Genomic DNA, 25,557 nt, shown 5'->3' on the forward strand with positions numbered 1-25,557 from the left:
GAAGCCGCGATAGATTCGCAGGCTTCCTGATTCGTTCGTAACGGACAAACGGCCGACCGGCCTTAGTGGGTGTAGGCCCCCGAATTGCCCGGATCCACGGCCTCGTGCAGCGAGGCGTTTAATCCGCTGGCCACGATGTTGGCGATATCCTCGATGAATTCGTCGATTTCTTTCGGCGTGACGATCAGGTCATGGCCAAGCGGCTCCAGCACCTCTTTGACCAGGGCCAGCCGCTCGTTTTCGGAGATGCTGTCGAGCAGCCCCATGATTTCGCGCGTCTGGTTCTGGTTCCCGCCAAAATGCTTTTTCATCATTTCCATCACGTTGTTGACGATCGTCGAAGCATAACATACCGTCGGCACGCCGATGGCGATGCAGGGAACGCCGAGCACCTCTTTGGTCAAGCCGCGCCGCTTGTTGCCGATGCCCGAACCCGGGTGGATGCCGATATCGGCGATTTGGATCGTCGTGTTCACCCGTTCCAGCGAACGGGAGGCCAGCGCGTCGATGGCGATGATCAGGTCCGGCTTCGTCCGGTCGACGATGCCCTGAACGATTTCGCTCGATTCGATGCCCGTAATGCCGAGCACGCCCGGCGCGATCGCGCTGATTTGGCGGTAACCCGGCGCGACCTGATCCGGCATCAGCTCAAAATATTGGCGGGTCACCAGCACGTTCTCCACCACGAGCGGGCCGAGCGAGTCCGGCGTGACATTCCAGTTTCCCAGGCCGACGATAAGCACGGTGTCTTTCTTTTGAATGCCGATCAGCGTCAGAAAGTCCTCGAACTCCCTGGCAAAAGCCTCCGTCACCCGTTCCTGCAAACCGGTATCGCCGTTCCGAAGTCCAGGTACCTCCAGCGTCACGTAATGGCCTTTGATGCGGCCGATCGCTTGCGAACCTTCGTCCGTCAGCACGTTCAGCCGGGTCACCTTGATCCCGTCCTTTTCCGATACCTCTTCATCCACGCCCGGGATCGAATCCGGATATTGCTTCGCGGCCAGCTCTCTGGCGTCCACCGCCAGATCGGTGCGCACGTTGTATTTTTGCAGATCCAATTCCATCTCAAAATCATCCTCCTTTGCCTTTTTCGTTATAGTGTGCGGGAGGCGGCCTCCGATTATGCAAGCCTTAGTATTGCTTTTTGCGGTACCCCATGCTAAACTATTTTAAGTTGTGAACCATTTGAAGTTCTCGAATGCCTTACAGGAGGTGAATGCAATGCCAAACATTAAATCCGCCGTTAAACGCGTAAAAACGAACGAAAAACGCCGTGCGCTTAATGCTTCCCAAAAATCCGCGCTCCGCACAGCCGTGAAAGCCGCTGATGCCGCGCTGGCTAATAACGAAGTTGAAGCTGCTAAAGCTGCAGTTCAAGCCGCTTCCCAGAAGCTGGACAAGGCTGTGACAAAAGGTCTCATCCACAAAAATGCTGCAAGCCGCAAGAAATCCCGCTTGGCGCAAAAACTGAACGCCCTGACTGCACAAGCATAAGGTGCGCTATCCATACGATGAAAATGAAAAGTCCTGAACAGCCAACCCAGCTGGTCAGGACTTTTTGATTCAATATCCCGTACATACATTTTTCTTGCAATCAAGCCCACTCATCAAGTCAGGAGGTTGACGAGCAATGGAAATCTGGAAGAAAAACTTATGGGTGTTATGGTTCGGTTCTTTTATCGTCTCTTCAAGCTTCTCCATGGTGGTTCCGTTTCTCCCGATCTTTCTCATCCAAATCGGCACGACCGAAAACGTTGAAATGTGGTCCGGCTTGCTGTTCAGCAGCGCGTTTTTGGCAGGGGCGCTATCCTCCCCGTTCTGGGGCGCCGTCGGCGACAAATACGGCCGCAAGGCTATGATCGTTCGCGCCGGTTTCGTCCTGTGCGTCATTTATATCCTGACTTCGTTCGTGACCAGCCCGGTGCAGCTGCTCATCTTGCGGATTCTGCAGGGCCTGCTTTCCGGCTTCATCCCCGGGGCGATCGCCATCGTCGGCACCAACACGCCCGAGCATAAAGTCGGCTACGCCCTTTCCACGATGTCGACCGCGACGGCGACGGGCAGCATCATGGGGCCGCTGTTGGGCGGCGTGCTGTCGAAGCTGTTCGATAACCGCTTGGCGTTCGCCAGCGCAGGGGTGCTTTGTTTTCTTGCCACTTTGCTCGTCATCTTTTACGTCAAGGAAGAAAAATTCGTTCCCGGCAAAGGACGCGTGTCCGTGCTGAGCACGATCAAGCTGGCCGCCGATAACAAGCTGCTTCTGGTCGTGCTGCTGCTGACGATGTTTACGCAGTTTTCGGTCATGACCATCGAACCGGTGCTCCCGCTTTATATCGTGGAGATCGGCCATTCGGCTTCCGACGCCTCGATTCTGGCCGGCATCATTTTTTCCCTGGTCGGCATCGCCAGCATCCTGTTCGCTTCCCGCTGGGGGAAACTTGCGGATAAAATCGGCTTTCAGAAGGTGCTTTTGATCGGATTGTTTGCGGGAGGCGTCGGCTCGCTGCTGCAAATTCCTTTCCATAACATTTGGGCGTTTTCGGTCGTCCGGTTTTTGTACGGATGTTTTTTCTGCGCGGTATTCCCGGCCCTCAACGGCCTGGTGGTACGGGCGACTTCGGCCGAATTCCGCGGCAGGGCCTTCAGTTTGAGCCAGACGTCGAACCAGCTGGGCGGCATGCTCGGCCCGCTTGCGGGCGGCGCCATCAGCGGCGTGTTCAGCATCCATACCGTCTTTTTGCTGACCGGCATTTTGCTGCTGCTGACGATGGGCCTTGCCTTGTGGTCCGGACGATTCAGCCGCCAAACGGAAACGCCTTCGTCCTCTAGGGCGATAAATCACTAAAGCGCTTTCCTTGGCTGCCCGGTATGAGGCTTGGAAAGCCCTCGCCCGCATTAAGCGGAACGAGGGCTTTTTTCCTTGAAACCGATATAAAAACGGATCGTTTGATCCTCCGTCTCCGCATGGCAGCGGAAGCCGTGCCGGTCCAAAACGGTTTTGACGATCGCAAGCCCGAGGCCCGTTCCCGACAACTCTTTATGCCGCGAGCTTTCCTCCACGTAAAAGGGCTCCCACAGCCGGGAGGCGTCGGCGATCTCTCCCGCAAAGCGGTTGCTGATCCGCAGTTCGATTTCATCCCCAAGCTTTCCGAACGATACGTCGATCCGTTCGCCCGCCGCGTATTTTACCGCATTGCCTATCAAATTCCGAAATACCATCCGCATTTGATCCGGGTCCGCCTCGATGCACGGGTTTCCCGGCAAATCGTCGCGCAGGGCCAGCTTCAAACGTTTTGCCGCAAGCTCGATGGAGAACGTTTCGGCGCATTCGCGGAACAGTTCCTTTACCGCCACCGGCCGCCGTTCTAGCTCGTCCCTTTCGATTTTCGCAAAGTCCAAAAACTCGTCGATGAGCTTCGCCAGCCCCTCGTTTTGGCGCAAAATGGTGGCGGCGTAGCTGCCGTCGTCCAGCCCGTCCTGAATGCCTTCGGCATAAGCCTGAATGAGCGAAACCGGCGTTTTGAGCTCATGCGTCATGCCGGCCATAAACCGTTTCAGGCTCGCGTTTTTTCGGGACAAATCGGCATGCGCCGCCTTCAGCTTGTCGCTCATGGCGTTGATGCTTTCCGCCAGCTCGCCGATTTCGTCCCGGGCGCCGACCCGGGCTTTCCGGAAGCGGAGCTCCGAGATATCCTTCGCGACCTGCCCCAGCTCCTTCAGCGGTTTTGTCATGCGGTACGACAAAAGCCAAACCGTCAGGACGATGATCAGGACCGAACCGACCGCCAGGATCAAAATGAATTCGTTGATCATCCCGATCGCTTCGCTGACATAAGCCATCGACAACCCGACCAGGACGATGGAGTCGTCCTTGCGGATCAAGCCGGCGTAAAAGCTGGATTTCAGCTTGCCCTGATCGTATATTTTGTTGACCCGGCTTCCGGCGATCGCCTTCTTCAGCGAGGCGTCCGTCACCCAAAACTTGCTCAGCGTCACTTTCTTTTTCGCGAGCTGCTGCTGCAGCGATTCGTTCAAGTCGTTTTCCCGCTTCCGCCAGTCGTCATAGACGATCGTCACGCGGTACTGCCGCTCCAGCTGTGGAATCGCCTCGATCCACTGCGGCCCCGGCAGCCCGGAAATCGCACTCACGGCTTCCCCGAGCTGTTCCTTCGTTTTGTATATAGAATATTTGGGCATGAACAGGTTCGCCAGCAGCACAAACAAGACAAAAATAAGCAGGACGGCGGACGCGATGCTCAAAAACAGCTTGCGGCCAAGCTTATTCATCGTCGGCCTCCACGCTGTAGCCGAGTCCCCGGTGCGTTTGGATCAGATGATCGCCGACCTTCTCCCGCAGCCTGCGGACATGGGTGTCCACCGTTCGCGCGTCGCCGAAATAATCGAACCCCCACACCAGATCAAGCAGTTGGTCCCTCGACAATATCCTGCCTTTATGGCGCACCAAGCAGCACATCAGCTCGAATTCGGTTTTGGTGACCTGCAAATCCGCGCCATCTTTATATATTTTGCTGCCCTCAAGATCGATTCGAAGCGACCTGTAGCGCATTCCCTTTTCGTCTCCCAGCAGCTTTTTGGCACGGAGAACGAGAATTTTCGGGTGAAACGGCTTGCGGATGTATTCGTCCGCCCCGATGCTGAGCGCCTTCAGCTCATCTTCTTCCTCGCTTTTGGCGGTTAAGATCAACACTTTTTTATCCGACCGGGCTTTGATTTCCCGGCATACGTCCAGCCCGCTCCGCTTCGGCATCATCCAGTCCAAAACGGCAAGATCGATTCTCATGCGGTAAAAAACCGCCAAGGCCTCTTCCCCGTCTTCGGCCGTATGCACCTCGTAACCTTCCTTTTCGAAATATGCCCTCAAAATCCGCAGCATATCCCGGTTGTCGTCCGCAATCAAAATCCGCATAGCAATCTCCTTTCAGGGGAACCGCCTTCTCCGTCACATTCATGTAACGCGGCTCCGGTATATTGGTCGTCGAAAGGAAGGATTCCTATGAAACATCAACCTAAAAAAACCGCAACCTTCGCATGGTTCCATGGGATCGCCGCTTTGCTGCTTCTGGCGGCCGCATCCGTCTTCTATTATGCAAGATATACGGAACCCAATCTACTCCGCCTCCAGAACGTAAGCATCGGCGCAGCGTCCGTTACCCCCGACCTGGACGGGTTCCGCATCGTTCAGATTAGCGACATCCATCTGGGCCGTTTCTATTCGCCGGACAAGCTGCAAAGCCTGGTCACCCGCATCAATGGACTGAAGCCGGACATGATCGTATTCACGGGCGACCTCATCGACAACTTCGCAAACGATCCCGTTTCCGGCGCTATCGCTCCGATATTATCGCAAATGAACGCCCCGCTTGGCAAATTTGCCGTATACGGGAACCATGACCAGGGAGGCGGCGCCAAACGTCCTTACGCCCGCATCATGGCATACAGCGGCTTCAAGCTGCTCGTAAACGAACATCAAACGCTGTCCATCGGCCGCAGCAAGCTTGTCGTGGCAGGGGTCGACGATTTTCTGCTCGGCTCCCCCGATCTAACCAAGACGTTAAGCGGGATCGACCGGAATGCCTTCGTCCTACTGCTTGCCCATGAGCCTGACGTGGCCGACCGGCTGGGCAAATATCCGGTAGACCTTCAGTTGTCCGGCCACAGCCACGGAGGCCAGGTTCAGCTGCCGGGATACGGCCCGCTATATACTCCGCCGCTTGCCCGCAAGTATACCGAAGGGCTATATACGTTCCATGCCGACAGCCGCAGGCCCTTGCAGCTGTACGTCAACCGGGGCATCGGCACCACCCGCCTGCCGTTCCGCCTGGACAGCGTGCCCGAGTGCACGATCATTACCTTGAAACAGCCGGCAAGCCCATAGCCGTTTAGGCGGAAGGATGGGCGGCCGCGACTTTTCTTAAGCAAACGCGAAAAAGGCCGGTCAGCCGTCCCGGTTTCCGTAACCGATCGGCCTCAGCCTTTTTGCGCTTTCGTTTTTATGCCGCCAATCTGAGCAAAAACAATTCCAAGCCCAGCACCTTGTCGACGGCTCCGGTTTTCATTTGGTAATCCAGCGTGCCGAGACGGCTCAAAATCTGCTTCAGCTGGGCCGCCTGAAACTTCCGTGCCTGCTCCCCGGCGATTTTGACGGCGTAGGGATGGAGGCCAAGCTGGGAAGCGATTTGCTGCTGGGAAAAACTTTGCCCTGCCAGGTCCTTGACCTGAAGAATGATGCGAAACTGCCTTGCGATCAGCGCGGCGATTTTGATCGGCTCTTCCTTCTGCTTCAGCAGCTCGTAAAAGATCGAAAGCGCCCGGTCTACCCTTAGGTTGGCGATATCCTCCACAAGGGCAAACACGTTTTGTTCCGTGCTGCGCGCGATCAATTGGTCTACCATGTCGGTGCGGATGATCCCGCCTTTGCCCGCGTACAAGCAGAGCTTGTCGATCTCGGCGGCGAGCGTCTGCAGCTGGGTACCCGCATTGCGGATGACGAGCTCCGCGGCCCCTTCTTCAAACGTGCAGTCCTGCTCCTTCGCTTTTTTGCCGACCCATTTCAGCAAATCTTCGCTGCCAAGCGGCATAAACGATAAAAGCGCGCCGCTGCTTTTGACGGATTTCACGATCTTTTTGCGCTCGTCAAGCTTCTCCTGGTTTACGATAAAAACGAGGATGCTGTATTCCGCCGGGTTGTTCATATATTCAAGGAGCGATTCCGGACGATGCTCCACTTTGCCCTGATCTTTGCCCGCCGTAAAAACGGAGGCATCCTGCACGAGGATCACCTTGCGCGGCACCATAAAAGGCACCATCTCCGCCTCTTCGACCACCTGCTGCAGGGGCGTATCCGCCAAATCGTAATGGACAAGCGCAAAGTCGCGTTCTTCTTTGGAAATCGTCTGCTCCACGAGAAAAGACACAAATTCGTTCATCTGGTATTTTTCCGTTCCGTACAACAGGTACACGGGAGAGATATCCCCCTGCTTCACGGCCTTTACCGCGGTTTTCACATCCATACTTAAGCCCCCTTTCATCTATGTAACTCTGCTTAAGTTTTGGCCTGCTTAACTATATTAACAAAAATCCAGGCCCGGGAAAACAGCAGAGGGGCCCTCCGCAGGAAGGCCCCCCTGTCCCAGCTCATCTATGATAAACACCGGCTTGGCAGGGCTCTAGAAACCCCGCCGCCAGTGGTTACACGACGATCCTGGTTCAATGCTGTCGGTATATCCTATTCCATATCTCTTGTATTGGTGCATGTTTGTATCTCTAATTTTTGGTCTCCCATGGATTCCTCGTCAAGGATTCGAAACCTTCGAGTCGTCGACGCGATAGGTTTTGCTCGTCGTCGTTCCTTGGTCATCGGCCGTTTGGTAAGTAAACACCGTGCTGTCCGCAGACCAGACCCCGGTTACCCAGTTGCCCGGCAGGTCGATGGTCTTGACGGCCTTCTTCTGGCCGTCCTGATCCGAAAGGGCATAAATGACCAGCTTGCGGTCTTCGACGGAAGCCGCGTATTTGCCGTCCGGAGAATTGATCTGGACCGCCGCGGTTTTGATCGAGCTGATGCCCATGGTTATTTTTTCATCGGCGAGGGACTTCTCCTGGTCCGGATGATCCGGCGCGACCGCTTGGCCTTGCGCTGAATCTTGGCTGGCCCCGCTGGCCCCGCTGGCCCCGCCGTCGCCGCCCGCATTTCCCGAAGCGGTCGCTTTTCCCTGATCCTCGGCGGTCTGATCCTGATTCGCCGCGGCTTTATCTTGATTCGCCGCCGTTTTATCCTGGTTGGCCGCGTCTTCGGCAGGTTTCTGCGCGTAGTTTTGTTTCGGCTTCAGGTCTCCCGGGGGAACTTGCTTTTTAGCCGCCGCATCGTCTTTCGGAGCAGTCGCTTCGGTTTCCGTGCCCGCGCTGCGGGCATCCTTGGAATTCTGCTGATCCGCAGGCGTTTCGGACCGGGCGGGCTGTTCCTTCGCAGGCTCTTCCGGAGGGGAAGCGTCCTGCGCTTTCATTTCCGTCATGCCGCTATCGCCTGCGCCGGCATCTTCTTGCGCAGGCTCGCTGCCGCCGTCGCTTCTGTAGAGCATTTCCTGTTTAGGCTCGACATCCTGCCGCTCGCCGCCGCTGCCCGTCGTGGAATCGGCAGACGAAGTCGCGCTTTCGGCCGTTTTTTGCCCCGCTTCTTTGAAAGCAGGCTCTTCCGCGGTCGACAGATGTTTCGGAGAATAATTATAGATCGCCACTCCCAAAATGATCACCGCGGCTACGGCCCCCATGGCCGTACGTCCGACGATCGAATTGCGGAATTTGCTTTTGCGCGCCGGACGCGCGGGTACCGGTACCATCTCGGCAGGCTCCTCTTCGCGGGAAGCGCTTTTTTCCTGACGGGCCTGGTCGATGGCTTCCAGTTGCGGCATGATGGCGTCGACAATGCTGAATTTGGGCGTTACCTTCGGCAAATCCTCAAGATCCCGGGACAATGATTTCAGCATCCGAAAGGTTTCCGTACATTCAGGACAATGTTTCAAATGCTCATACAGCTGCACGGTTTCTTCCTCGCTTAAATCATAATCCAAATAACGGTGCATCCACTCCACCACCTCTGGACATTTCATCCTGATACACCACCTTTCTGATGCTCTTGAAGCATATTCTGGAGCTGCTGCCTGGCCCTGAACAGGTAAGACTTCACCGTGTTCAGCGGAAGGTTCAGGCAGTCGGCAATTTCATTGTAAGAAAAATCCTGCAAATACCTTAGCACGATCACGCTTCTATGATGATCCGGCAGCTGGTCGATGGCTTCCTTGATATCCTGGGCCAGGTACGAAGACATGACGGTGCGTTCCACGTTCTGTTTGTCCTGAAAAACCAGTTCATGCTCATCGATGGAAACCGTCGGTTTCGTGCGCCTGAATTTGTCGATGCAAATGTTGGTCACGATCCGTTGAACCCAGGTTTTGAACTGCGCCTTTTCTTCATAGGAGCCGATTTTCGTGTAGATGCGGATGAGCGCTTCCTGGGAAGCGTCCATCGCATCCTGTTCGTCGTTTAAAATATAGTAGGCTGTGCGGTACACTTGATGCTCAATTTCTCTTAATAGGGTGATTAGAGCGTCGCGATCGCCCGATTGAGCGGCTCTTATGAGTCCCTGCTCTACCACAAAGGATCCCCCTCTCCCTGCAATCTAACAGACGTGCAAGTGTGTCAAATTGTTGCAATTTGTAACCAACTTTTTTCTATACATGGATAAGGCCGATATATCTTATGTACGTAAGAAGGTGTCGGGTCTCGTTTCTTCGGAAAAAGAAGATGGCAAACCCCAATTAAGGATACCAAATTCTAGTGAGCCCGTCACCAAGAAACATGATCGCTTACGCAACTCATCCATTTTACGAGTTTTTCCCTTTTAATTCTTTAAGATTTTGTCAGAATCGGAACGATTTCCTGACGTATTGGTGTCAATTCCGTCATGTGTCCGGGCCTTGTACGCCCTGCTGGAATTCATTGGCGGAAAGGACCGAATTTGCTTCGGATTTGTATGCCTTCGGCACGGATCCGCATTTGGACTTCGCCGTTTTGGTCCGTCCGGAACAAGCGGGCCCCATCGCGTTCGATCCGCCGCACGACATCGGCATGCGGATGGCCGTATAAGTTGTTCACGCCCGCCGATATGACCGCGGCTTTCGGCCGCCAATGCCGGAGCCATTCCTCGCCGGTGGACGACTTGCTGCCGTGATGGGCGATTTTGATGACATCGATGCCTTCGCCGGGCCGATCGGCCCCGCCGGCATCACCGGACGAGCGCGGGTCCGATGCCGCTTGAACGCCGCTGCCGGCCCAACCGAGCACGTCCTCTTCGGCAGCCTGGTCCATATCGCCCGTAAACAGCAGCTTCCTTTCGTTCATGGTCAGCACAAACGCCACCGATAGATGGTTTTGGCTTTTTTCCACCGGAACCTCTTCCTGCTCCGCGCCGTCCAGCATCGGCGAAATGAAGGCAAGCTCCGTATGCTTGTCCGGCTTCAGCTTCATGCCCTGATGGACGGCATACACGGGAATGCGCCGCTCCAGGGCCGTACCGATCAGCTTGTCGAAGGACTTCGTTCCTGAAAGCGTTCCGTTGAACAGAAAGGCCTTTACCGGGATTTGATCCAAAACCGCCTGCAAGCCCCCCGCATGGTCCTGGTCTCCGTGCGTAACGATCACCGCATCCAAACGGTGGATTCCCCGCTGCTTGAGCAGGGGGACGACCACCTTGGCGCCGACTTCAAACGGATTTTTCCGATCCTTCCAGCCGTCTTCGGGCTTGCGGAAGCTGACCGTGCCGCCCCCGTCCACGAGAATGTTCCGTCCCTCCGGAGTCGTGATCAGGATGCTGTCGCCTTGCCCCACGTCCAGAAACTGTACGAGCCCCGCCCCGTGCAAAGATGTAGGCCGATACTCCCAATATATCAGAAACAGAAAAGCAAGCATAATTCCGGCAAGCGCGGCTCTCGTTTTCCTCTTATTAGGCGCAGCATCATCCGGATCCAAGGAACTCCCCTTCCCTTCAAGCTCCGCCGTTTCGTCATCGGCGTTTTCCGCCTGCCGGGCTTCGCGCCTTCCCGTCTGCCGGTTCGCTATAAATAAAAACAGGTACATCAATACAAAATAAGCCGCAATCCACATGAAAGACGGCGATTTCCAAATCGTGACGAACTGCGGGAAACCGTTCAGCCAACGGACAAGACGGAACGTCCAATCGCTCGTCAGCTCCGCGACCCGCCCCAATGCCCTGCCCGCCGGCAGCCAGATCCACCCAAACAGCAGCGCGGCAGCGCCAAGCGGGAGCGTAAGGAAGGTAATAAACGGCACCAGCACGAAGTTGGCCGCAAACGACAACAGGGAAAACTGGTTAAAGTAATAAATGGTCAGCGGAAATGAGACCAGCTGGGCGACCAGCGTCACATTGACGGCGCCGGCGATGCGCTTCGGCAAAAAGCGAAGGAGCGGGCTCATCAGCGGAACGTACACCATCAGCCCGGCCGTCACCAGGAATGACAGCTGGAAGCTGACGCTCAGCAGGTAATACGGATTCCACAGCATCATCGCAAGCGCCGCTGCCGCCAACACGTTCAGTCCGTCCTTCAGCCATCCTTTTCTCGCGGCATAAAGCCCGATCATGCCCATGATGCCCGCCCGAACGACCGATGGGCTCACCCCCGACAAAAGGACGTACAAGGGAATCAGCAGCATAGCCATCAGAAGGGCCTTTTCGCGGGTTATTTTGAATAAGGAAAAAATATACAGCAAGCTGGCGACGAATACCGCGACATGCATCCCGGAGATCGCCAAAATATGCGTCAGGCCCAGCTGCGAAAACTGCGTGTACGTCACGGGGTCGATATCGTCCTGCATGCCGATCAGCAGGCCTTTCATATATCCGGCGTGAGGCTCCCGAAAAATTTGGCCGAGTTTATCCCCAAGCCCGCTGCGGGCATGATCGTTCCACCGGAAAATCGTCACCGCGCTCCAAGGCGAAACCGGCGGGGAAACCCGAACTTGTTCGCTCCCTTTCGTTTTAAAAAGCCAGTGGATGTGCTGCGTCCGCAGATAAGCCGCGTAATCGAAAGCGCCGAAATTGCGGGCGTTTCCGGGAAGCTCCAGCGTTCCGTCCAGCATGATCCGGTCTCCCCGCTGCCACTTGCGGGCTTCGTCCTGCTGCTCCTTGCTTAGAAGTTTGACTTGAACCATGACCCGTTCCCGAAACCCTTCGGACGATGGCATTCCCCTGCTCCCATGACCCTCCTGGCTTCGGCTCGCCTTCCGCAATTCGGCCTGGAAGTCCGCCCGATCCCCGTCCACGTCGACGGAAGAGACGATGACCCCCTCGGCATGCAGCGGCATCCCGTTTAATTCGTCCGCAGCCGCAGCCAGCGCCTCCGGCAGGGCCGTGACGTTCCGCGCGTCATGCCACAGCCAGTATGCGCCCGACAGCGTTACCGCGATCCAGGCGATCAACATGCTCTGCAGCAGCTTCCGGCGCAGCAGCACGGCAGCGGCGAGCAGAAGCGTCAGTCCCATCCAGATGAAAAGCAGCCGCGCGTCCGAAAAAGCGCAAGCAAGGCTGCTCCCGGCCAGCCAACCGGTCGTTCCGACGATTAAAGGCCTTCCCTTCACGTTCATTCACTCCTATCCGGCTCATCGCAAGTAAAAAACAAAAACCCCTGCCTGCGGTCAATCGCCGCTTTGGCAGAGGTCCTTCCTCGAAAAGCATCTCATGGACAATCGATATTTTCGTTAATTGCAAACGGTCATGACCGTTTCGCGCGGTGGTTCGTAGGATGACAGTTTGCGGAAAACGATCCCTTTCTGCTTCATCATCTCCGTCACCTTGTCCGAATCCTTCGGATAGGCACGGTGAAACACGATTTCCGTCACGCCGCTGTTCGCGAGCATGTTGGCGCAAGTCCAGCACGGCTCGTCCGTCACGTATACCGAACTGCCCTCCCGGTCGATCCGGTCCGTAAACAGCAGCAGATTCTGCTCGGCATGGATCGTGCGCACGCAACGCTGCTTTTTGACCATTTCCTGCCTGCCGTCCTGCTCGATCATTTCGATCTCCTCCGCGATCATGCAGCCGGCCTCCGAACAATCGGGAACGCCCATCGGCGCGCCGTTGTATGCCGTACCGAGCAGCTTTTTGCCCTGAACGAGCACGGCCCCGACATGCCTGCGGGGACAGCGGGAACGCGTCGACACCATGTAAGCAATGTCCATAAAGTATGTATCCCAGTCTTTTCGTGTTTCGACGTTCACCTGTTATCACCTTGTTTGTCATAGAATGTTTGTCTTATTGTAGCACATCTCCGGGCTAAAGCTCTATGTAGGGCTTTATTTTTTCAAGCATCTTCGGGCCGATCCCTTTTACCTTGTCCAAATCCGCGACCCTCTTGAACGGCCCGCGTTCGTTCCTGTAATCGATGATCGCCTGCGCCTTTTTGGCGCCGATGCCCGGAATGGTCATCAGTTCGCCAGCCTGGGCGGTGTTAATATTCACCTTGGGACCCGATGGGCCTTCCGGAGATTTCGTTTCCAGGTCTCCGGCAGCCTTGTCGGGCGCGGCATGTACAGGCGAACTCCCGGATCCGGGCGGCGCAGCTTCTCCGGCAGGGCTGCTCGTGCCCGTTTTGGTGGCGACGTTGCTGTCCGCTTGCGGTTCCGGTGCCGAAGCTGTTTCCTGGCCGGTCTGAAGCTCCGTTTGCACGGACTGCTTGGGCTGCCGGGTTTGGGCCGCACTTGCGGCGTTTTCCGCGCCGATGTTTTCCTTCCCGGTTTTTGCGGCCCCGGAAGGGTCTTGCCCGCCGCCGCTCTTCGATTCCGGCATTCGCTCCCCATCCAAAGCGCTTGCGAGATTGTTGTTTAACGGCTCCCAGCCCTCGATGCCCTTTTCGGTTTTGAGGCCTGAAAGCAAGATGGCGGCGCTTCCCAATATCGCGCAGCACGCGCTGATCGCCAGCGTCCATTTTTTCATACGATCACCTCATTTTTTTTAATAAACTGCGGCCGACCCCGTTTCGATCCTGCCGCTAGACTAGGGATGATCCTGCGCTGCCAATAAAGGCGTCCGGCAAAAGCCTCTTCCTGCCGAAAACCGTCATGACGTACAGGCCCACCTGCATACATTAAGAAGAAGGACTGCGCCGTTACCGTAAAGCACGAAAGGAGGGAAAGCATATGAAGGTGGGATTCATCGGAACCGGCAGTATGGGAAGCGTGTTGATCGACGCCTTCATGACTTCCGGTGCGCTTATGCCAAATCAAGTTTTCGCCAGCAACCGTACGGCAGAAAAAGTCGCTTTGCTCGCTCAGCGCCACCCCGGTCTAAACGTATGCAGCAGCAACGCGGAAACCGTAAAAAACAGCGATATCGTATTCATATGCGTAAAACCGCTTCAGTATAAAGCGTTAGTGGAAGAGATCAAAGATGAGGTCAAGCAGGACCAGATGCTGGTGTCCATTACGAGCCCGGTGCAAATTCGTCATCTGGAACAAGCTCTTGCCTGCAAAATCGCCAAAGTGATCCCGAGCATCACGCATTTGACCTTAAGCGGGGCTTCCTTATGTATGTACGGCACCCGCATCGCTCCGGAAGACAGGCTCGTGCTTGAAAAGCTGCTCGGCGCCATCAGCGAACCGCTTGAAATCCCGGAGTCGCATGTCCGTATTTCCTCGGATTTCTCCAGCTGCGGCCCTGCGTTTATCAGCTTTTTCCTCGACCAATGGGTCGAAGCCGCCGTAGAAATGACCGGGATCGGGCGCGAACAAGCCACCTCCCTGGCCGGGGAAATGCTGCTTGGAACGGGCAAGCTGCTCACGGAAGGCGGCTTCCATCCTCTGGACCTTCAGGAAAGGGTCGCCGTGCCCGGCGGCATCACCGCCGAAGCGCTTGCGCTGCTCAGGCAAAGCTTGAACGGCGTGTTTCATCAATTGATCGCCACCACCCATGCCAAATACGAAGAGGAATTGAAAAAATGCGACGGACTCATAAGCGATACGAAAACATAGCCGTGCATGCTCCTCCAGATACCGCAATTCCGCTAGCCGGATCAGGTTCATCCTTGTCCAAAAGGGCTTGGGAAACAAAAATCCCCGTACGATTGTACGGGGATTTAATGCTTTTAAACCCTGTTTCGGATGCCGCAGCGTTTATGCCAAGCTTCGGACAAGCTCGGGATTTCGCGGTATCCTCAAGATATGCATTTAGTTCGCTACGATATTGACGAGCTTGCCCGGAACCGCGATCACCTTGCGCACGGTCTTCCCGGCGATGGCTGCCTGCACGTTCTCCTGGGACAGGCTGAACTCCTGCATAGCCTCCTGGCTCATGTCTTTGGCGATTTTGGCGCGTTGTACGATTTTGCCGTTCACCTGGATCACGATTTCCACTTCGGCATCCACGGTCCAAGCTTCGTCGAAAACAGGCCATGGTTCGTACGTGATCGATTCCTCGTGCCCGAGGCGCTCCCACAGCTCTTCGGCGATATGCGGCGCAAACGGAGACAGCAGCTGCGTGAAGTCCTCGATCGCTTTGCGCGGAAGCGAGTCGGCTTTGTACGCGTCGTTAATGAAAATCATCAGCTGGCTGATGGCCGTGTTAAAACGCATATGCTCCATGTCTTCGGTCACTTTTTTGATCGTTTTATGCCATACGCGTTTGAAGTCGTCGCTGCCTTCGCCGTCCGTCAGTTTCGGATTCAGGCTGCCGTCGTCGTTGACGACGAGGCGCCATACGCGCGACAGGAAGCGATGGGCGCCTTCCACGCCGTTTTCGTTCCAAGGTTTCGTCGCCTCCAGCGGCCCCATGAACATCTCATAGATGCGGAGCGTATCCGCGCCGTAGGTTTCGACGATTTCGTCCGGGTTGATGACGTTGCCGCGGGATTTGCTCATTTTTTCGTTGTTCGTGCCCAGGATCATGCCTTGGTTGACCAGCTTTTGGAACGGCTCCTTCGTGCTGACCACGCCCAGGTCGTAAAGCACTTTATGCCAGAAACGGGCGTACAGCAGGTGAAGCACCGCGTGCTCGACGCCGCCGATGTAGAGGTCGACCGGCATCCACTCGCGCTCTTTTTCCTTCGAAACGAGCGCTTCCTTGTTGTGCGGATCGATAAACCGCAGGTAATACCAGCAGCTTCCGGCCCATTGCGGCATCGTGTTGGTTTCGCGGCGCGCTTTCATGCCGGTTTCCGGATCCACCGTCTCCACCCATTCGGTCACGTTCGCAAGCGGGGATTCCCCGGTTCCCGACGGCTTGATCTGGTCGATGTCCGGCAGCATCAGCGGAAGCTGGTCTTCCGGCACGGTTTTCATCGTTCCGTCTTCGAGGTGCAGGATCGGAATCGGTTCGCCCCAATAACGCTGGCGGCTGAACAGCCAGTCGCGCAGGCGGTAGGTCGTTTTGCCTTGGCCTTTGCCGTTTTCTTCGAGCCATGCGATCATTTTGGCGATCGCTTCTTCGGTGCCCAGCCCGTCCAGGAATCCGGAATTGACGTGTTCGCCGTCACCGGTGTAAGCCTCTTCCTGCACGTTGCCGCCTTTGACGACCTCAATGATGTCCAGGCCGAATTGCTTCGCGAATTCCCAGTCGCGCGTGTCGTGGCCCGGCACCGCCATGATGGCGCCCGTTCCATAACCCGCGAGGACGTAATCGGCGATCCAAATCGGCAGTTTCGCGCCGTTGACCGGATTGACGGCATAGGCGCCCGTGAATACGCCGGTTTTGTCCTTCGCCAGATCCGTGCGCTCCAGATCGCTTTTGCGGGCCGCAAGGTCCTGGTACGCTTTGACCGCTTCCTGCTGCTCCGGCGTCGTGATTTCGGCCACGAGCTCATGCTCGGGAGCCAGCACGCAGTAGCTGGCGCCGAACAGCGTGTCCGGACGCGTCGTAAATACCGTCAATTGGCCGCTATGGCCTTCGATGGCGAAATTCACTTCGGCCCCTTTGGATTTGCCGATCCAGTTGCGCTGCATGTCCTTGATGCTTTCGGACCAGTCGAGCTCCTCCAAATCTTCAAGCAGGCGCTCGGCGTATTCGGTGATTTTCAGCACCCATTGCCGCATCGGCTTGCGGATGACCGGATGGCCGCCGCGTTCGCTTTTGCCGTCGATGACTTCTTCGTTCGCCAGCACCGTGCCCAGAGCCGGGCACCAGTTCACGGGAAGTTCCGCTACGTAAGCGAGGCCTTTTTTGTACAGCTGGATGAAAATCCACTGCGTCCATTTGTAATATTCCGGATCCGTCGTGCTGATCTCGCGGTCCCAGTCGTAGGAGAACCCGAGGGATTTGATCTGGCGGCGGAAATTGTTGATGTTTTTGACCGTGATGTCGCGCGGATGTTCGCCCGTATCGAGCGCGTGCTGCTCGGCCGGCAGGCCGAACGCGTCCCATCCCATCGGATGAAGCACATTGTAGCCGCGCATTCTTTTATAGCGGGATACGATGTCGGTCGCCGTATATCCTTCCGGATGGCCTACGTGAAGGCCGGCGCCGGACGGGTACGGAAACATGTCCAGCGCATAGAACTTCGGTTTGCCGGGATCTTCGCCCGTTTTGAACGTATGGTGCTCATCCCAATACTTTTGCCACTTCGGCTCGATCGACTGGGGATGATACCCCTGAGCCTGCTGATTGTCACTCATCTACTAATGCCCCCTCATACAGTCAGGCGGACGCCTTGCGCGGCCGCAAATTCGCGTGAATCTCATTAAAAAAACCTCTGCAATCCATAGCGTATTAGCGCTAGGGACGAGAGGTTTGATTCCCGTGGTACCACCCTAGTTAGCGGAAAACATGCTTTGCTTCCGCTCCCTTTGCACCCTTAACGGAGGTGAGGCGATGGTTTTTCACGAAAGGAGGGTTCATCCGTCCCCCGTTCAAACCATGACTCCGAGGCGAGTTCATTCCGCTTCGTCAACCGGCTTGCACCGACCGCCGGCTCTCTGGGTGACACCGCCGAAACTACTACCCCTCATCATTGCCATCATGTCATGAAATTGTTGTCAAACATTAAGTCATATTATATATAAAACCCGAATTCTAGTCAATCCGCTCGCTTTTTCGGTCAGTGTCAAGCTAGCGTGGGCAGTCATTTAAGATGCCTGGAACGCGAACCCCGAAGGAACCTCTTCCTTGTAAGCGCTTTGCTTCGTTCTTTCATCAAACACAAGTGATTTGTCAGAATTTTTTGCCGTTATCCGCGAAGTGCTTTGAGTGCCATACCCGTTGTGCTGCTTTGCTTCGGTCCTTGCAGCATGCGAATCATTCCAGCGATACAACCCTTGACCGGTTGCGTCACGTTCTTGAGCAATTGCCGCATGTTTATCGACTGCTGCGGCGTTGCCTGCTTACTCGCTTGTCCTTCAACCGTTCTTACCACCGTGCCCGCTTCTTGAATCCTCATCATCGTCCTCAGCATCGCCCTGACGCCTCGCTCACTCCAACTGTACCCGCCACGCTTCGTCCGCTTGGCGAATATACGCATCTGCGATTCCGCGCTTCCCATCGGGCGCATGCCGCTTGTGTCGATCCCCTTCGCCTGGAGTGTTTTTCGGTAGTCGTCCAAATGCTTCTCATGCCGCTTTAGAAATCTTTTATACGGCTTCCAATCCTTCCGGTTCTCTTCCGCTATCTCTTGCTCCGACACGCCTTCCAGGACCGCCATAAGCGCGGCTGCATCCTGTTTGGCCAAAGACCGTCTCACGGTCTCCCACACCTGCGGCAAATGACCAACAAAGCGTTTCAAATCACGCGCCACATGAAAGCGGTCCAGCATGTACAGACATTGGTGAAAGTAGGATGTACATTCCCCGATCCACGCCGCGCCGTCTCCGTTCACCACAAGCCACGTGTTCTCGTCGATTTCGTAACGCTCCACCAGAAAGTCCCCGAACCCTTCCCAGAAGTCGCCGCCGCTCGTATGCAGGTAATGCTGTTTGTTCTTCAGCTGTACCCGCTTGCCGTTCTTCTCCCAGCCTTCGTGTACGACTGCAATTGCGTTCTCCATCCCGCGCTTTTTGCTCCGCTGCAGCTTCGTGTACAGCCCATCCACTTCCACGAACAGCACGCGGGCAGCGCGCCGTTTCACCGCTGGCATCGGCTGTTGCGCACGCTCCATCAGTTTTTCCCTGATCGCTTGGTGGCTCAGCACATTGTAGCCCAAAAGCTGCTCCAGCCGCTTTGCGCTGTCCCGGTACGACGGTCCTTGGCTTGCGAATGCGATTGCTGTCTCTTCCAAATGCGGACTGACTTTCCCGCGCCCTTCGAATTGCAACAGCTGATCCAGCAGATACACGTGTTTGCCGCTTCTACGGTCACAGTACAATCTCCGCTTAAAGCGCACATTCCCGAACACTGTGTTGACGCTTGTTTCACGCTCGTCCTTTACTCGATAACGCTCTCGGTCCCGTTGCTCCAGGATCTGCTGATCCAGCGCCTCCAGCACCTGCTTCATCGCACGAGCGAATTCCTCCTGCATTTTCCGGAAAATCCATTGCTCAATCTCTTTCATCGTCGGCATTGTTGTGGTAAAGTGGCTCACAGGAGCTTCCTCCTTCTTGGTGTGTTGTGCGCAAACATCACTTTACCAAGGGAGAAGCTCTTTTTCTATATCCGCTTTTTCCAATTCCTACACCCACAGAGATTTTACACTATCGCTTTTTCGAGCTTCCTTCCCTTAAAATCAAACGCCGTGCGTCATGAGGAACGTTAAAAACAAAAAGGACGACCCGCCGGAAATTCATTTCCGACGGCCGTCCTGCGCTATCCTTTCGAAGCCAATCTATTTGACCGCGACGTAAAACAGCCTTTGGGCATCGTCTCCGGGCTCCACCCACTTAAAATCCGCATAACATTTGACGTCCCGGAAACCCGCCTTCACCAGCTCCGTTTTCATCCATTCCGGATCGTAAGCGCGCTGCGCATGCGTTTCTTCGAACCGGCGATACAAATCGCTCTGGTCCTCCTTGGCGAAAATGCTTAGATGGTGCTCGATCTCGCAGCGGGAAGCGTCCAGCTCGCATGTCCAGATGTACGATACCGACCGGTCGTCCCACACGAAAGGCTGCTCCTCGGCATAGCGGATGATCGTGTTCGGATGATGCACGTCGAACAGGAAGATGCCTCCCGGCTTCAACCCCTGATACGTATGGGCAAATGCCGAAACGACGTCCCGCTCCTCCAGCAAATAGCTGAAGCAGTCGCAAAAAGAAATCACCGCGTCCACCGGCTCCGGGACTTCCCATTCCCGCATGTCCTGCTGGACCCAACGGATGGAGCCTTCGCGGTAAAGCCTGCTGCCTTGGGACGTGCCTTCCATTTTCCTTCTGGCCACGGACAGCATGTCCGCCGACAAGTCGATCCCGATGACCTCGAAGCCCGAATTGACGAGCGGTATCGTGATGCTGCCCGTGCCGCATCCCAGCTCCACGACGCTTTTGGGCATGCTTCCATGCTTCTCCCAAGCCTCCCGGGCAAATCGGAGCCAATCGGGGTAAGGCATGTCCTCCATCAACTGATCATAGACATATGCAAATTTCCGGTAAGAAGACATGATGCCACCGCACTTTCTTTTCACTTTCGCGCCGGAAACAGGGGAAGGCTATTCGCCTTGCCGATCCTGATCCGGCTTCGCCAAATACGTCCAACTTTCCTTTTGCGTGACCAGCCCTTCTTTCATCAGCTTGCCGAGGGCCCGCTTAAAGGCCGACTTGCTGATCCCGAAGCGCTGTTTGATAATGTCGGGAGGCGTTGCGTCGGAATAGGGCATCCCTCCCGAAGGGCGTTCCTTCAGAAAAGACAAAATCCGCTCCGAATCGACGTCGCGGCCGATCTCCTTGCGCTGGGCCATGGAGAGGTTGACGCGGCCGTCCTCGCGGATATGGCTTACGCGAACGTCCACTTCCTCGCCCAGTCGAAGCAGCCTGACCCGCTCCGAGGAATGGATCATGCCGATGACGCCGAGACCGAGCACGCCGCCGTCGACGATCACGAAGGTGCCCATCTGCAGCGGCCGGTATACGGTGGCTTTGAACCATTGGTTCAGCCAGGAGCCCGGCGCCCTGAAGGCGTGCTGCGACAGTTCCTGCTCTCCCGCCAGTTTGGCGCGGAGGCGCCCCTGCTTGTCATGCTCCATGATGACGAATACCGAGTCGCCGACCTGCGGGCGAAGCTCCTTCATTTCGGGCAGCTCGCGAACCGGCAGCAGAAGCTGGCGGCCAAGCCCCATTTCGAGAAAACAGCCGAGCCGGGGGTGGACGTCGGCCACGACCAGCTTCGCCATTTCCCCAAGGGTCAAATACGGCTTTTTCATCGTCGCGGCCAGACGGTCTTCGGTATCGTAAAAAATGAACACCTCGACCCGGTCGCCCGGCTTGATCTCTCGCGTCAGCTCCGAATAGTGCAGCAGCACGTCCTGTCCGTCCGCATCCAAAAAGTACCCGTACGGCGAAACCTCGCGCATTACCTCATAGGTTTGGATCGTTCCTGCAATCGGGCTCATACCGTTTCCACGACCTTGGCGTCCGACCACAGGCGTTCGATGTTATAGTAGTCGCGCTCGTCCCGGTGGAAGACATGAACGATCACGTCCCCAAGGTCGATCAGCACCCAACGCGCGGAATTCATCCCTTCGATCCCCCGGATTTCCGAGCCGGCTTCCTGAACGCGTTTGCGGATTTCCGTGGTGATCGACTGGACCTGCGTATCCGAGTTCCCGTGGCAAATGACGAAATAGTCCGCGATCAGCGATACGCCTTTCAAATCGAGCGCCACGATATTCATTGCTTTTTTATCTTCAGCAGCTTGGACTGCCAGGTTTAACAATTGTTCCGATGTAAGGGTCATGAATTCGCCTCCAACTGTTTAATAAGATCATTGCGCGCAAAAACCGTCAGCGGATAGATGATTTGCCGCCGCGACACGAGCAGGCTGATCGTGGAATCGAACCCGGCGACCAATCCCTCTTCAAGGCTATGTTGGGCCAGTTGCCGGATATTATTCACGCCGGGAAAATCCCTTCCGGGCTCGATATAGTCGGCAAGGCAAACCACCTTGTCCATCAGCGTCATGCCGATTCGCCCCGATGTATGATATTTGATGGCGTCCAGGATTTCCGGATCGTCCACGCCGTAATCGCGCTTGGCGACAAACGCTCCGACCTCGGCGTGCCATAACGATTTGTCGTAAAGCAACAGATCCTTGGACAAATCGTTTTCCCGGATCACGGCCTCCATTTGCTTGACGGGCCAATATTTGGCGACGTCATGCAATATCGCGGCGCGTTCGGCTTTGACCGGATCGGCCCCGTATTGCTCCGCAAGCTTCACGGCCGTTTCCATGACGCCTTGGGTATGTTTCCAGCGCATGGCGGGCATTTGCTCCGAAACCGATTTAATCAGTTCTTCGCGGCTGAATTCCATACAATCCTCTCCTCCTGATATAGTCGTAGACGCTGTCCGTTACCATATAGCGGATCGAATGTCCCGTAGCCAGCTTTTCCCGGATTTCGGTCGACGAAATATCGACCTGGGGCATGTCTGCCAGATGCACCTTGCCCTGCAAATAACCGGGGAGCGCATCCAGGTCCAGCGTCGACCCCGGCCGGCCCACGCCGATGAAGGTCATCAGGTTCACCAGCTCCTCGATGCCCTCCCATTTCGGCAAATAGTTGACCATGTCGGCGCCGATAATGAAATGAAATTCTATGCCTTCAAAAGAGCTGCGGATTTCCTTCACCGTGTCGATGGTGTAGGAAACGCCGCCCCTCCTGATTTCGATGTCCAACGTGCGGAAACAGGGGTGGTCCGAGATCGCTTCGGCCACCATGCCGAGCCGGTCCTCTCCCGATGCTCCGGCCTGTTCCTTGTGGGGCGGGATGTGGCTTGGCATGAACCATACCTGGTCAAGCCCGAACGAATCCCTTGCCGCTTCGGCGGCCAGCAAATGGCCGATATGAATCGGATCAAAGGTGCCGCCCATGATGCCTACCTTCATGGTGAAACCCTCCCGCTTTTATGGCAATTCGATCGTTTTGTGGTCTTTGGATTCTTTGTACAAAATAATCGTGCTTCCGATGACCTGCACCAGTTCGGACCCGGTGCTTTCCGCCAGTTCCGCGGCGATATCGTGTTTGTCTTCGATGCAGTTGTTCAGCACGCTGATTTTCATCAATTCCCGTTTCTCGATCGCTTCGTTGATATGGCGCACCAGCTGTTCGTTGGTTCCTCCCTTTCCGACTTGAAAGATCGGCTCCAAGTGGTGCGCAAGGGACCGGAGATAACGTTTTTGCTTACCCGTTAGCATGTATGATCATAACTCCTTAATATTCGACTGTACTTCTATTGTTCCCCGAAAAGGGTCTATTCCGACATACTCTTCAGCACCGCGTTTCGCATCGCGGCCACCGGAGCCGGCAGCCCGGTCCAGTATTCGAGCGCGTACGCGCCCTGATTGACGAACATGCCGAGCCCGCCGTGCACGGTGCAGCCTTTTTGTTCGGCTTCCGCAAGCAGCCTCGTTTTCAGCGGGTTGTAGATGAGGTCGCTGACAACGATTCCGTCCGGTACGAGGTCCGCCTCCACCGGCGTGTCCGACACGTTCGGGTGCATCCCGACCGAAGTCGTATTGATTAAAATATCGGCATCCCGCAAGTACGCAGGCAGCTGCTCCATGGATATCCCGCGGATATCCGCAAGGTCCTTCCACTCGGCGGCTACCGCTTCCGCCTTGTCGGCCGTCCGGTTGGCCACGCAGATCCGGTCCGGGCCTTCCAGCGACAAAGCGTAGATGATGCCCCGGGCCGCGCCGCCCGCGCCGATCACCATGATTTTTTTTCCTTTGAGATCGGGCGCGGCCTCTTCTTTCAGCGAGCGAACGTAGCCGATCCCGTCCGTGTTGTATCCGGTGAGGACGCCCTTGTCGTTCACGATCGTATTGACCGCGCCGATCCGGAGAGCCGTCTCGTCGAGATGGTCCAAGTGCGGGATCACCTCAAGCTTATGCGGGATCGTGACGTTGATCCCCCTAAAGCCGAGGGCTTTGATCCCGGCGATCGCGTCACCCACCTGTCCGCTTTTGACGTGCATCGGAACGTAGGACCCGGGCACCCCGAGCGCCTCCAGCGCGGCCTGATGCATGGCCGGCGATTTGGAGTGGGAGATCGGGTCCCCGATCACGCCGAGCAGCAGCGAGCCGGTGCCTGCAAGCAAATCCGTTTCGATTACCATGTCTTCATCCTGCCTCTCCGTAATCTTTCCGAAAGCTTACGCTTAAATCAAAGACGGTCTGGCAACCACCTTGACGCCTTTCGGCGCGTGGATGGCCGTCAAGGCACCTTGATCGCCGTTGACTTTAATCCAGCCCAGGCCGGAAACGAACAGATCGAGCTTGCTGCCTTTAGGCACGCGGATTTCATGCCTTGTCCATTCCGGCAGTTCGCCGAGATGATCCGCATCCGGCGGAGACAAAAGCTCTCCCGCATGCTCCTTGTAGAGGGCGTCCGCCTTCTCCAGCTTCGTTCTGTGAATGTTCAGCCGGCCGCTGACATAACAGGTGAACGACTGCCGGGCACCCTGGACAAAGTCAAAACGGGCCATGCCGCCAAAAAAGAGCGTTTGTCCCTCGTTCAGCTGATATACCATCGGTTTCAGCGGATTCTCCGGCATGATCGTTCCCAAATCCTTGCGGTTGACAAGCTCGCTGTACCGCCATGGATATACGATCCCCGGCGTATCGATAATGAAATGTCCGTCATCCAGCGGGATGCTGACCATGTCCAGCGTCGTTCCCGGATAACGCGATACCGTCAGTTCCTGATCAAGGTCGCTGTAATCGCGGATCAACCGGTTGATCAGCGTCGATTTGCCGACGTTGGTGCCTCCGACGACGTAGACGTCGCGGTCGCCCCGGCGTTCGGCTACCGCATCGAGCAGCCGGTCGAAGCCTTGATTCTTTTTGGCGCTGCAAAGGATGATCTCTTCGGTTTTAAGCCCCTGTTCCTTGCATTGCTTCTGGACCCAATTAATGATTTTATTCCAGTTTGTCACTTTTGGCAGCAGGTCGATTTTGTTCACGGCGAGAATGACGGGATTGTTGCCCACGAACCTTTGAAGGCCCGAGATCAGGCTGCCGTCGAAATCGAACAAATCGACGATATGGATGACGAGCGCGTTCTTGCCGCCGATTTGGCTCAAAAGCCGCAGGAATTCATCCTGATCCACCGTTACGGAAGACGCTTCGTTGTAATTTTTGATGCGGAAGCAGCGCTGGCAAACGACGGGTTCCCTGCCCAGCGACTTCTCCGGAATGTACCCCGGCAATTCGGGATTCAGCGTCTGCAGCCCAATGCCGCAGCCGCTGCATTTTTGGACGCTTTGTCCTTCGATCGGACCTTTCATTAACGTTTTTCCTCCTCAAGCCATAGTCCTTTTTTACGCAAGCGCCTCAAGGCGATTTTCTCCAGGCGGCGGTTGATCCTCGTCCCCCAGCTCTCGTCGCCGATCGATATCGGAAGCACCAATACCGTAAAAAGTCCCAAGCGGTTGCCGCCGTACACGTCGGTCATCATCTGGTCGCCGACGACGATCGTTTCCTGACCGGTCAGCCCCATCATGGTCATCGCTTTGCGGAACGGCGCATTGCTGGGCTTGCGCGCCTCATGGACGAATTCGATGTTCAGCGGCGCGGCAAACGCCGACACGCGCTCCATGCGGTTGTTCGATACGATGACGAGCTTGAACCCGATCTTTTTCACCTGGTCGAACCAGGCGACCAGCTCCGGAGTCGCAAGCGGTTCCTTGGCCCCGACGAGCGTGTTGTCCAGATCGGTGATGATTCCCCGGTAACCTTTGGCGTATAGGTCCTCCAAATCGATATCAAATACGGTATCCACCCTTAGTTTAGGGATAAACATTTCAAACAAGTTGTTGTCACCTCAGTTTCATAGGACAAACTATACCATAATCCGCGTAGTTAGCAAAATAATCCGATGAAAGCAAATCGCCCGTTTC

Annotated in this window: 24 protein-coding genes and 1 other annotated feature; of the genes, 4 read left to right on the forward strand and 20 right to left on the reverse strand. The window is 56.0% G+C overall.

The features are described 5' to 3' along the window. Positions 1-62: 62 nt before the first annotated feature. A complete protein-coding gene (gene gpr, locus NYE48_RS19350; RefSeq protein ID WP_036715252.1) occupies positions 63-1,064 on the reverse strand; it encodes a GPR endopeptidase in 1,002 nt (333 codons plus the stop codon). A gap of 157 nt (positions 1,065-1,221) precedes the next feature. Between gpr and rpsT the strand changes: the two genes are divergently transcribed. Further along, positions 1,222-1,494 (forward strand): 30S ribosomal protein S20, encoded by a 273-nt coding sequence (gene rpsT / locus NYE48_RS19355; protein WP_036715251.1) that lies wholly within the window; start codon positions 1,222-1,224, stop codon positions 1,492-1,494. Positions 1,495-1,630: 136 nt separating this feature from the next. Then, positions 1,631-2,845, forward strand: coding sequence for an MFS transporter (locus NYE48_RS19360; RefSeq protein ID WP_036715250.1), 1,215 nt, complete (start codon positions 1,631-1,633; stop codon positions 2,843-2,845). A gap of 50 nt (positions 2,846-2,895) precedes the next feature. On the opposite strand, the gene NYE48_RS19365 is transcribed toward NYE48_RS19360, so the two are convergent. Together NYE48_RS19365 and NYE48_RS19370 are read right to left on the reverse strand one after the other, a co-directional pair. Then, complete coding sequence (locus tag NYE48_RS19365; protein WP_340999727.1) at positions 2,896-4,287, reverse strand: sensor histidine kinase; 1,392 nt, start codon at positions 4,285-4,287, stop codon at positions 2,896-2,898. Further along, the gene (locus NYE48_RS19370; RefSeq protein WP_340999728.1) at positions 4,280-4,927 is read right to left on the reverse strand and encodes a response regulator transcription factor; all 648 of its coding nucleotides are present in this window, start codon (positions 4,925-4,927) and stop codon (positions 4,280-4,282) included. The genes NYE48_RS19365 and NYE48_RS19370 overlap by 8 nt, the downstream gene beginning before the upstream one ends. Before the next feature lie 87 nt (positions 4,928-5,014). Here NYE48_RS19370 and NYE48_RS19375 point away from each other — a divergent pair, with 87 nt between their 5' ends. After that, complete coding sequence (locus NYE48_RS19375; RefSeq protein WP_340999729.1) at positions 5,015-5,896, forward strand: metallophosphoesterase; 882 nt, start codon at positions 5,015-5,017, stop codon at positions 5,894-5,896. 115 nt (positions 5,897-6,011) lie between these two features. On the opposite strand, the gene holA is transcribed toward NYE48_RS19375, so the two are convergent. From holA to NYE48_RS19405, 6 genes are all read right to left on the reverse strand, one after another. Continuing rightward, the gene (gene holA, locus NYE48_RS19380) at positions 6,012-7,031 is read right to left on the reverse strand and encodes a DNA polymerase III subunit delta (protein ID WP_212947263.1); all 1,020 of its coding nucleotides are present in this window, start codon (positions 7,029-7,031) and stop codon (positions 6,012-6,014) included. 282 nt (positions 7,032-7,313) lie between these two features. Beyond that, a complete protein-coding gene (locus tag NYE48_RS19385; RefSeq protein WP_212947265.1) occupies positions 7,314-8,627 on the reverse strand; it encodes a zf-HC2 domain-containing protein in 1,314 nt (437 codons plus the stop codon). Then, positions 8,624-9,172: an RNA polymerase sigma factor gene (locus NYE48_RS19390; protein ID WP_036715245.1), complete on the reverse strand. Its 549-nt coding sequence runs from the start codon at positions 9,170-9,172 to the stop codon at positions 8,624-8,626. The genes NYE48_RS19385 and NYE48_RS19390 overlap by 4 nt, the downstream gene beginning before the upstream one ends. A gap of 341 nt (positions 9,173-9,513) precedes the next feature. After that, entirely contained in the window at positions 9,514-12,177 is a 2,664-nt protein-coding gene (locus tag NYE48_RS19395; protein ID WP_340999730.1) for a ComEC/Rec2 family competence protein, read from the reverse strand. Between the two features lie 114 nt (positions 12,178-12,291). Next, positions 12,292-12,810 carry a deoxycytidylate deaminase gene (locus NYE48_RS19400; protein WP_036715243.1) on the reverse strand — a complete coding sequence of 173 codons (519 nt, stop codon included), beginning with the start codon at positions 12,808-12,810 and terminating at the stop codon, positions 12,292-12,294. A 55-nt stretch (positions 12,811-12,865) separates the two neighbouring features. Then, a complete protein-coding gene (locus tag NYE48_RS19405; protein ID WP_340999731.1) occupies positions 12,866-13,525 on the reverse strand; it encodes a helix-hairpin-helix domain-containing protein in 660 nt (219 codons plus the stop codon). Positions 13,526-13,728: 203 nt separating this feature from the next. Between NYE48_RS19405 and comER the strand changes: the two genes are divergently transcribed. After that, positions 13,729-14,559: a late competence protein ComER gene (gene comER, locus NYE48_RS19410; protein WP_340999732.1), complete on the forward strand. Its 831-nt coding sequence runs from the start codon at positions 13,729-13,731 to the stop codon at positions 14,557-14,559. Between the two features lie 195 nt (positions 14,560-14,754). Here the strand turns inward: comER and leuS are convergent, their stop codons facing one another. The 11 genes from leuS to NYE48_RS19465 all read right to left on the reverse strand — a co-directional run bounded on the left by leuS (position 14,755) and on the right by NYE48_RS19465 (position 25,469). After that, positions 14,755-17,193, reverse strand: coding sequence for a leucine--tRNA ligase (leuS, locus tag NYE48_RS19415; RefSeq protein ID WP_212947273.1), 2,439 nt, complete (start codon positions 17,191-17,193; stop codon positions 14,755-14,757). A gap of 99 nt (positions 17,194-17,292) precedes the next feature. Beyond that, positions 17,293-17,538 (reverse strand) — a binding site (T-box leader). Between the two features lie 206 nt (positions 17,539-17,744). Then, positions 17,745-19,091 carry an ISLre2-like element ISTco1 family transposase gene (locus tag NYE48_RS19420; protein ID WP_080836672.1) on the reverse strand — a complete coding sequence of 449 codons (1,347 nt, stop codon included), beginning with the start codon at positions 19,089-19,091 and terminating at the stop codon, positions 17,745-17,747. A 240-nt stretch (positions 19,092-19,331) separates the two neighbouring features. Further along, the gene (locus NYE48_RS19425) at positions 19,332-20,102 is read right to left on the reverse strand and encodes a class I SAM-dependent DNA methyltransferase (RefSeq protein WP_340999734.1); all 771 of its coding nucleotides are present in this window, start codon (positions 20,100-20,102) and stop codon (positions 19,332-19,334) included. A 48-nt stretch (positions 20,103-20,150) separates the two neighbouring features. Next, on the reverse strand, positions 20,151-21,050 hold the full coding sequence (locus NYE48_RS19430) for a CvfB family protein (RefSeq protein ID WP_212947275.1): 900 nt from the start codon (positions 21,048-21,050) through the stop codon (positions 20,151-20,153). After that, on the reverse strand, positions 21,047-21,394 hold the full coding sequence (gene rsfS, locus NYE48_RS19435; RefSeq protein ID WP_036715172.1) for a ribosome silencing factor: 348 nt from the start codon (positions 21,392-21,394) through the stop codon (positions 21,047-21,049). The genes NYE48_RS19430 and rsfS overlap by 4 nt, the downstream gene beginning before the upstream one ends. Further along, positions 21,391-21,969 (reverse strand): bis(5'-nucleosyl)-tetraphosphatase (symmetrical) YqeK, encoded by a 579-nt coding sequence (gene yqeK / locus NYE48_RS19440; RefSeq protein ID WP_340999735.1) that lies wholly within the window; start codon positions 21,967-21,969, stop codon positions 21,391-21,393. Before yqeK ends, rsfS begins: the two co-directional genes overlap by 4 nt. Continuing rightward, a complete protein-coding gene (gene nadD / locus NYE48_RS19445; protein WP_036715174.1) occupies positions 21,941-22,543 on the reverse strand; it encodes a nicotinate-nucleotide adenylyltransferase in 603 nt (200 codons plus the stop codon). The genes yqeK and nadD overlap by 29 nt, the downstream gene beginning before the upstream one ends. Positions 22,544-22,561: 18 nt before the next feature. After that, a complete protein-coding gene (yhbY, locus tag NYE48_RS19450) occupies positions 22,562-22,852 on the reverse strand; it encodes a ribosome assembly RNA-binding protein YhbY (RefSeq protein ID WP_036715175.1) in 291 nt (96 codons plus the stop codon). A 56-nt stretch (positions 22,853-22,908) separates the two neighbouring features. Further along, positions 22,909-23,775, reverse strand: coding sequence for a shikimate dehydrogenase (locus NYE48_RS19455; protein ID WP_340999736.1), 867 nt, complete (start codon positions 23,773-23,775; stop codon positions 22,909-22,911). 42 nt (positions 23,776-23,817) lie between these two features. Beyond that, complete coding sequence (gene yqeH / locus NYE48_RS19460; RefSeq protein ID WP_340999737.1) at positions 23,818-24,945, reverse strand: ribosome biogenesis GTPase YqeH; 1,128 nt, start codon at positions 24,943-24,945, stop codon at positions 23,818-23,820. Beyond that, on the reverse strand, positions 24,945-25,469 hold the full coding sequence (locus NYE48_RS19465; RefSeq protein ID WP_340999738.1) for a YqeG family HAD IIIA-type phosphatase: 525 nt from the start codon (positions 25,467-25,469) through the stop codon (positions 24,945-24,947). The genes yqeH and NYE48_RS19465 overlap by 1 nt, the downstream gene beginning before the upstream one ends. Positions 25,470-25,557: the final 88 nt, after the last annotated feature.

It is taken from the genome of Paenibacillus sp. FSL M7-1455 (genome assembly GCF_038004655.1).
Lineage (GTDB): Bacteria > Bacillota > Bacilli > Paenibacillales > Paenibacillaceae > Paenibacillus_AQ > Paenibacillus_AQ cookii.

What these genes read in the sequence shown, in the direction of transcription:
- gpr (WP_036715252.1), bottom strand. Translation starts at nt 1,064, where the DNA reads ATGGAATTGGATCTGCAAAAATACAACGTGCGCACCGATCTGGCGGTG.
- rpsT (WP_036715251.1), top strand. Translation starts at nt 1,222, where the DNA reads ATGCCAAACATTAAATCCGCCGTTAAACGCGTAAAAACGAACGAAAAA.
- NYE48_RS19360 (WP_036715250.1), top strand. Translation starts at nt 1,631, where the DNA reads ATGGAAATCTGGAAGAAAAACTTATGGGTGTTATGGTTCGGTTCTTTT.
- NYE48_RS19365 (WP_340999727.1), bottom strand. Translation starts at nt 4,287, where the DNA reads ATGAATAAGCTTGGCCGCAAGCTGTTTTTGAGCATCGCGTCCGCCGTC.
- NYE48_RS19370 (WP_340999728.1), bottom strand. Translation starts at nt 4,927, where the DNA reads ATGCGGATTTTGATTGCGGACGACAACCGGGATATGCTGCGGATTTTG.
- NYE48_RS19375 (WP_340999729.1), top strand. Translation starts at nt 5,015, where the DNA reads ATGAAACATCAACCTAAAAAAACCGCAACCTTCGCATGGTTCCATGGG.
- holA (WP_212947263.1), bottom strand. Translation starts at nt 7,031, where the DNA reads ATGGATGTGAAAACCGCGGTAAAGGCCGTGAAGCAGGGGGATATCTCT.
- NYE48_RS19385 (WP_212947265.1), bottom strand. Translation starts at nt 8,627, where the DNA reads ATGAAATGTCCAGAGGTGGTGGAGTGGATGCACCGTTATTTGGATTAT.
- NYE48_RS19395 (WP_340999730.1), bottom strand. Translation starts at nt 12,177, where the DNA reads ATGAACGTGAAGGGAAGGCCTTTAATCGTCGGAACGACCGGTTGGCTG.
- NYE48_RS19405 (WP_340999731.1), bottom strand. Translation starts at nt 13,525, where the DNA reads ATGAAAAAATGGACGCTGGCGATCAGCGCGTGCTGCGCGATATTGGGA.
- comER (WP_340999732.1), top strand. Translation starts at nt 13,729, where the DNA reads ATGAAGGTGGGATTCATCGGAACCGGCAGTATGGGAAGCGTGTTGATC.
- leuS (WP_212947273.1), bottom strand. Translation starts at nt 17,193, where the DNA reads ATGAGTGACAATCAGCAGGCTCAGGGGTATCATCCCCAGTCGATCGAG.
- NYE48_RS19425 (WP_340999734.1), bottom strand. Translation starts at nt 20,102, where the DNA reads ATGTCTTCTTACCGGAAATTTGCATATGTCTATGATCAGTTGATGGAG.
- NYE48_RS19430 (WP_212947275.1), bottom strand. Translation starts at nt 21,050, where the DNA reads ATGAGCCCGATTGCAGGAACGATCCAAACCTATGAGGTAATGCGCGAG.
- rsfS (WP_036715172.1), bottom strand. Translation starts at nt 21,394, where the DNA reads ATGACCCTTACATCGGAACAATTGTTAAACCTGGCAGTCCAAGCTGCT.
- yqeK (WP_340999735.1), bottom strand. Translation starts at nt 21,969, where the DNA reads ATGGAATTCAGCCGCGAAGAACTGATTAAATCGGTTTCGGAGCAAATG.
- nadD (WP_036715174.1), bottom strand. Translation starts at nt 22,543, where the DNA reads ATGAAGGTAGGCATCATGGGCGGCACCTTTGATCCGATTCATATCGGC.
- yhbY (WP_036715175.1), bottom strand. Translation starts at nt 22,852, where the DNA reads ATGCTAACGGGTAAGCAAAAACGTTATCTCCGGTCCCTTGCGCACCAC.
- NYE48_RS19455 (WP_340999736.1), bottom strand. Translation starts at nt 23,775, where the DNA reads ATGGTAATCGAAACGGATTTGCTTGCAGGCACCGGCTCGCTGCTGCTC.
- yqeH (WP_340999737.1), bottom strand. Translation starts at nt 24,945, where the DNA reads ATGAAAGGTCCGATCGAAGGACAAAGCGTCCAAAAATGCAGCGGCTGC.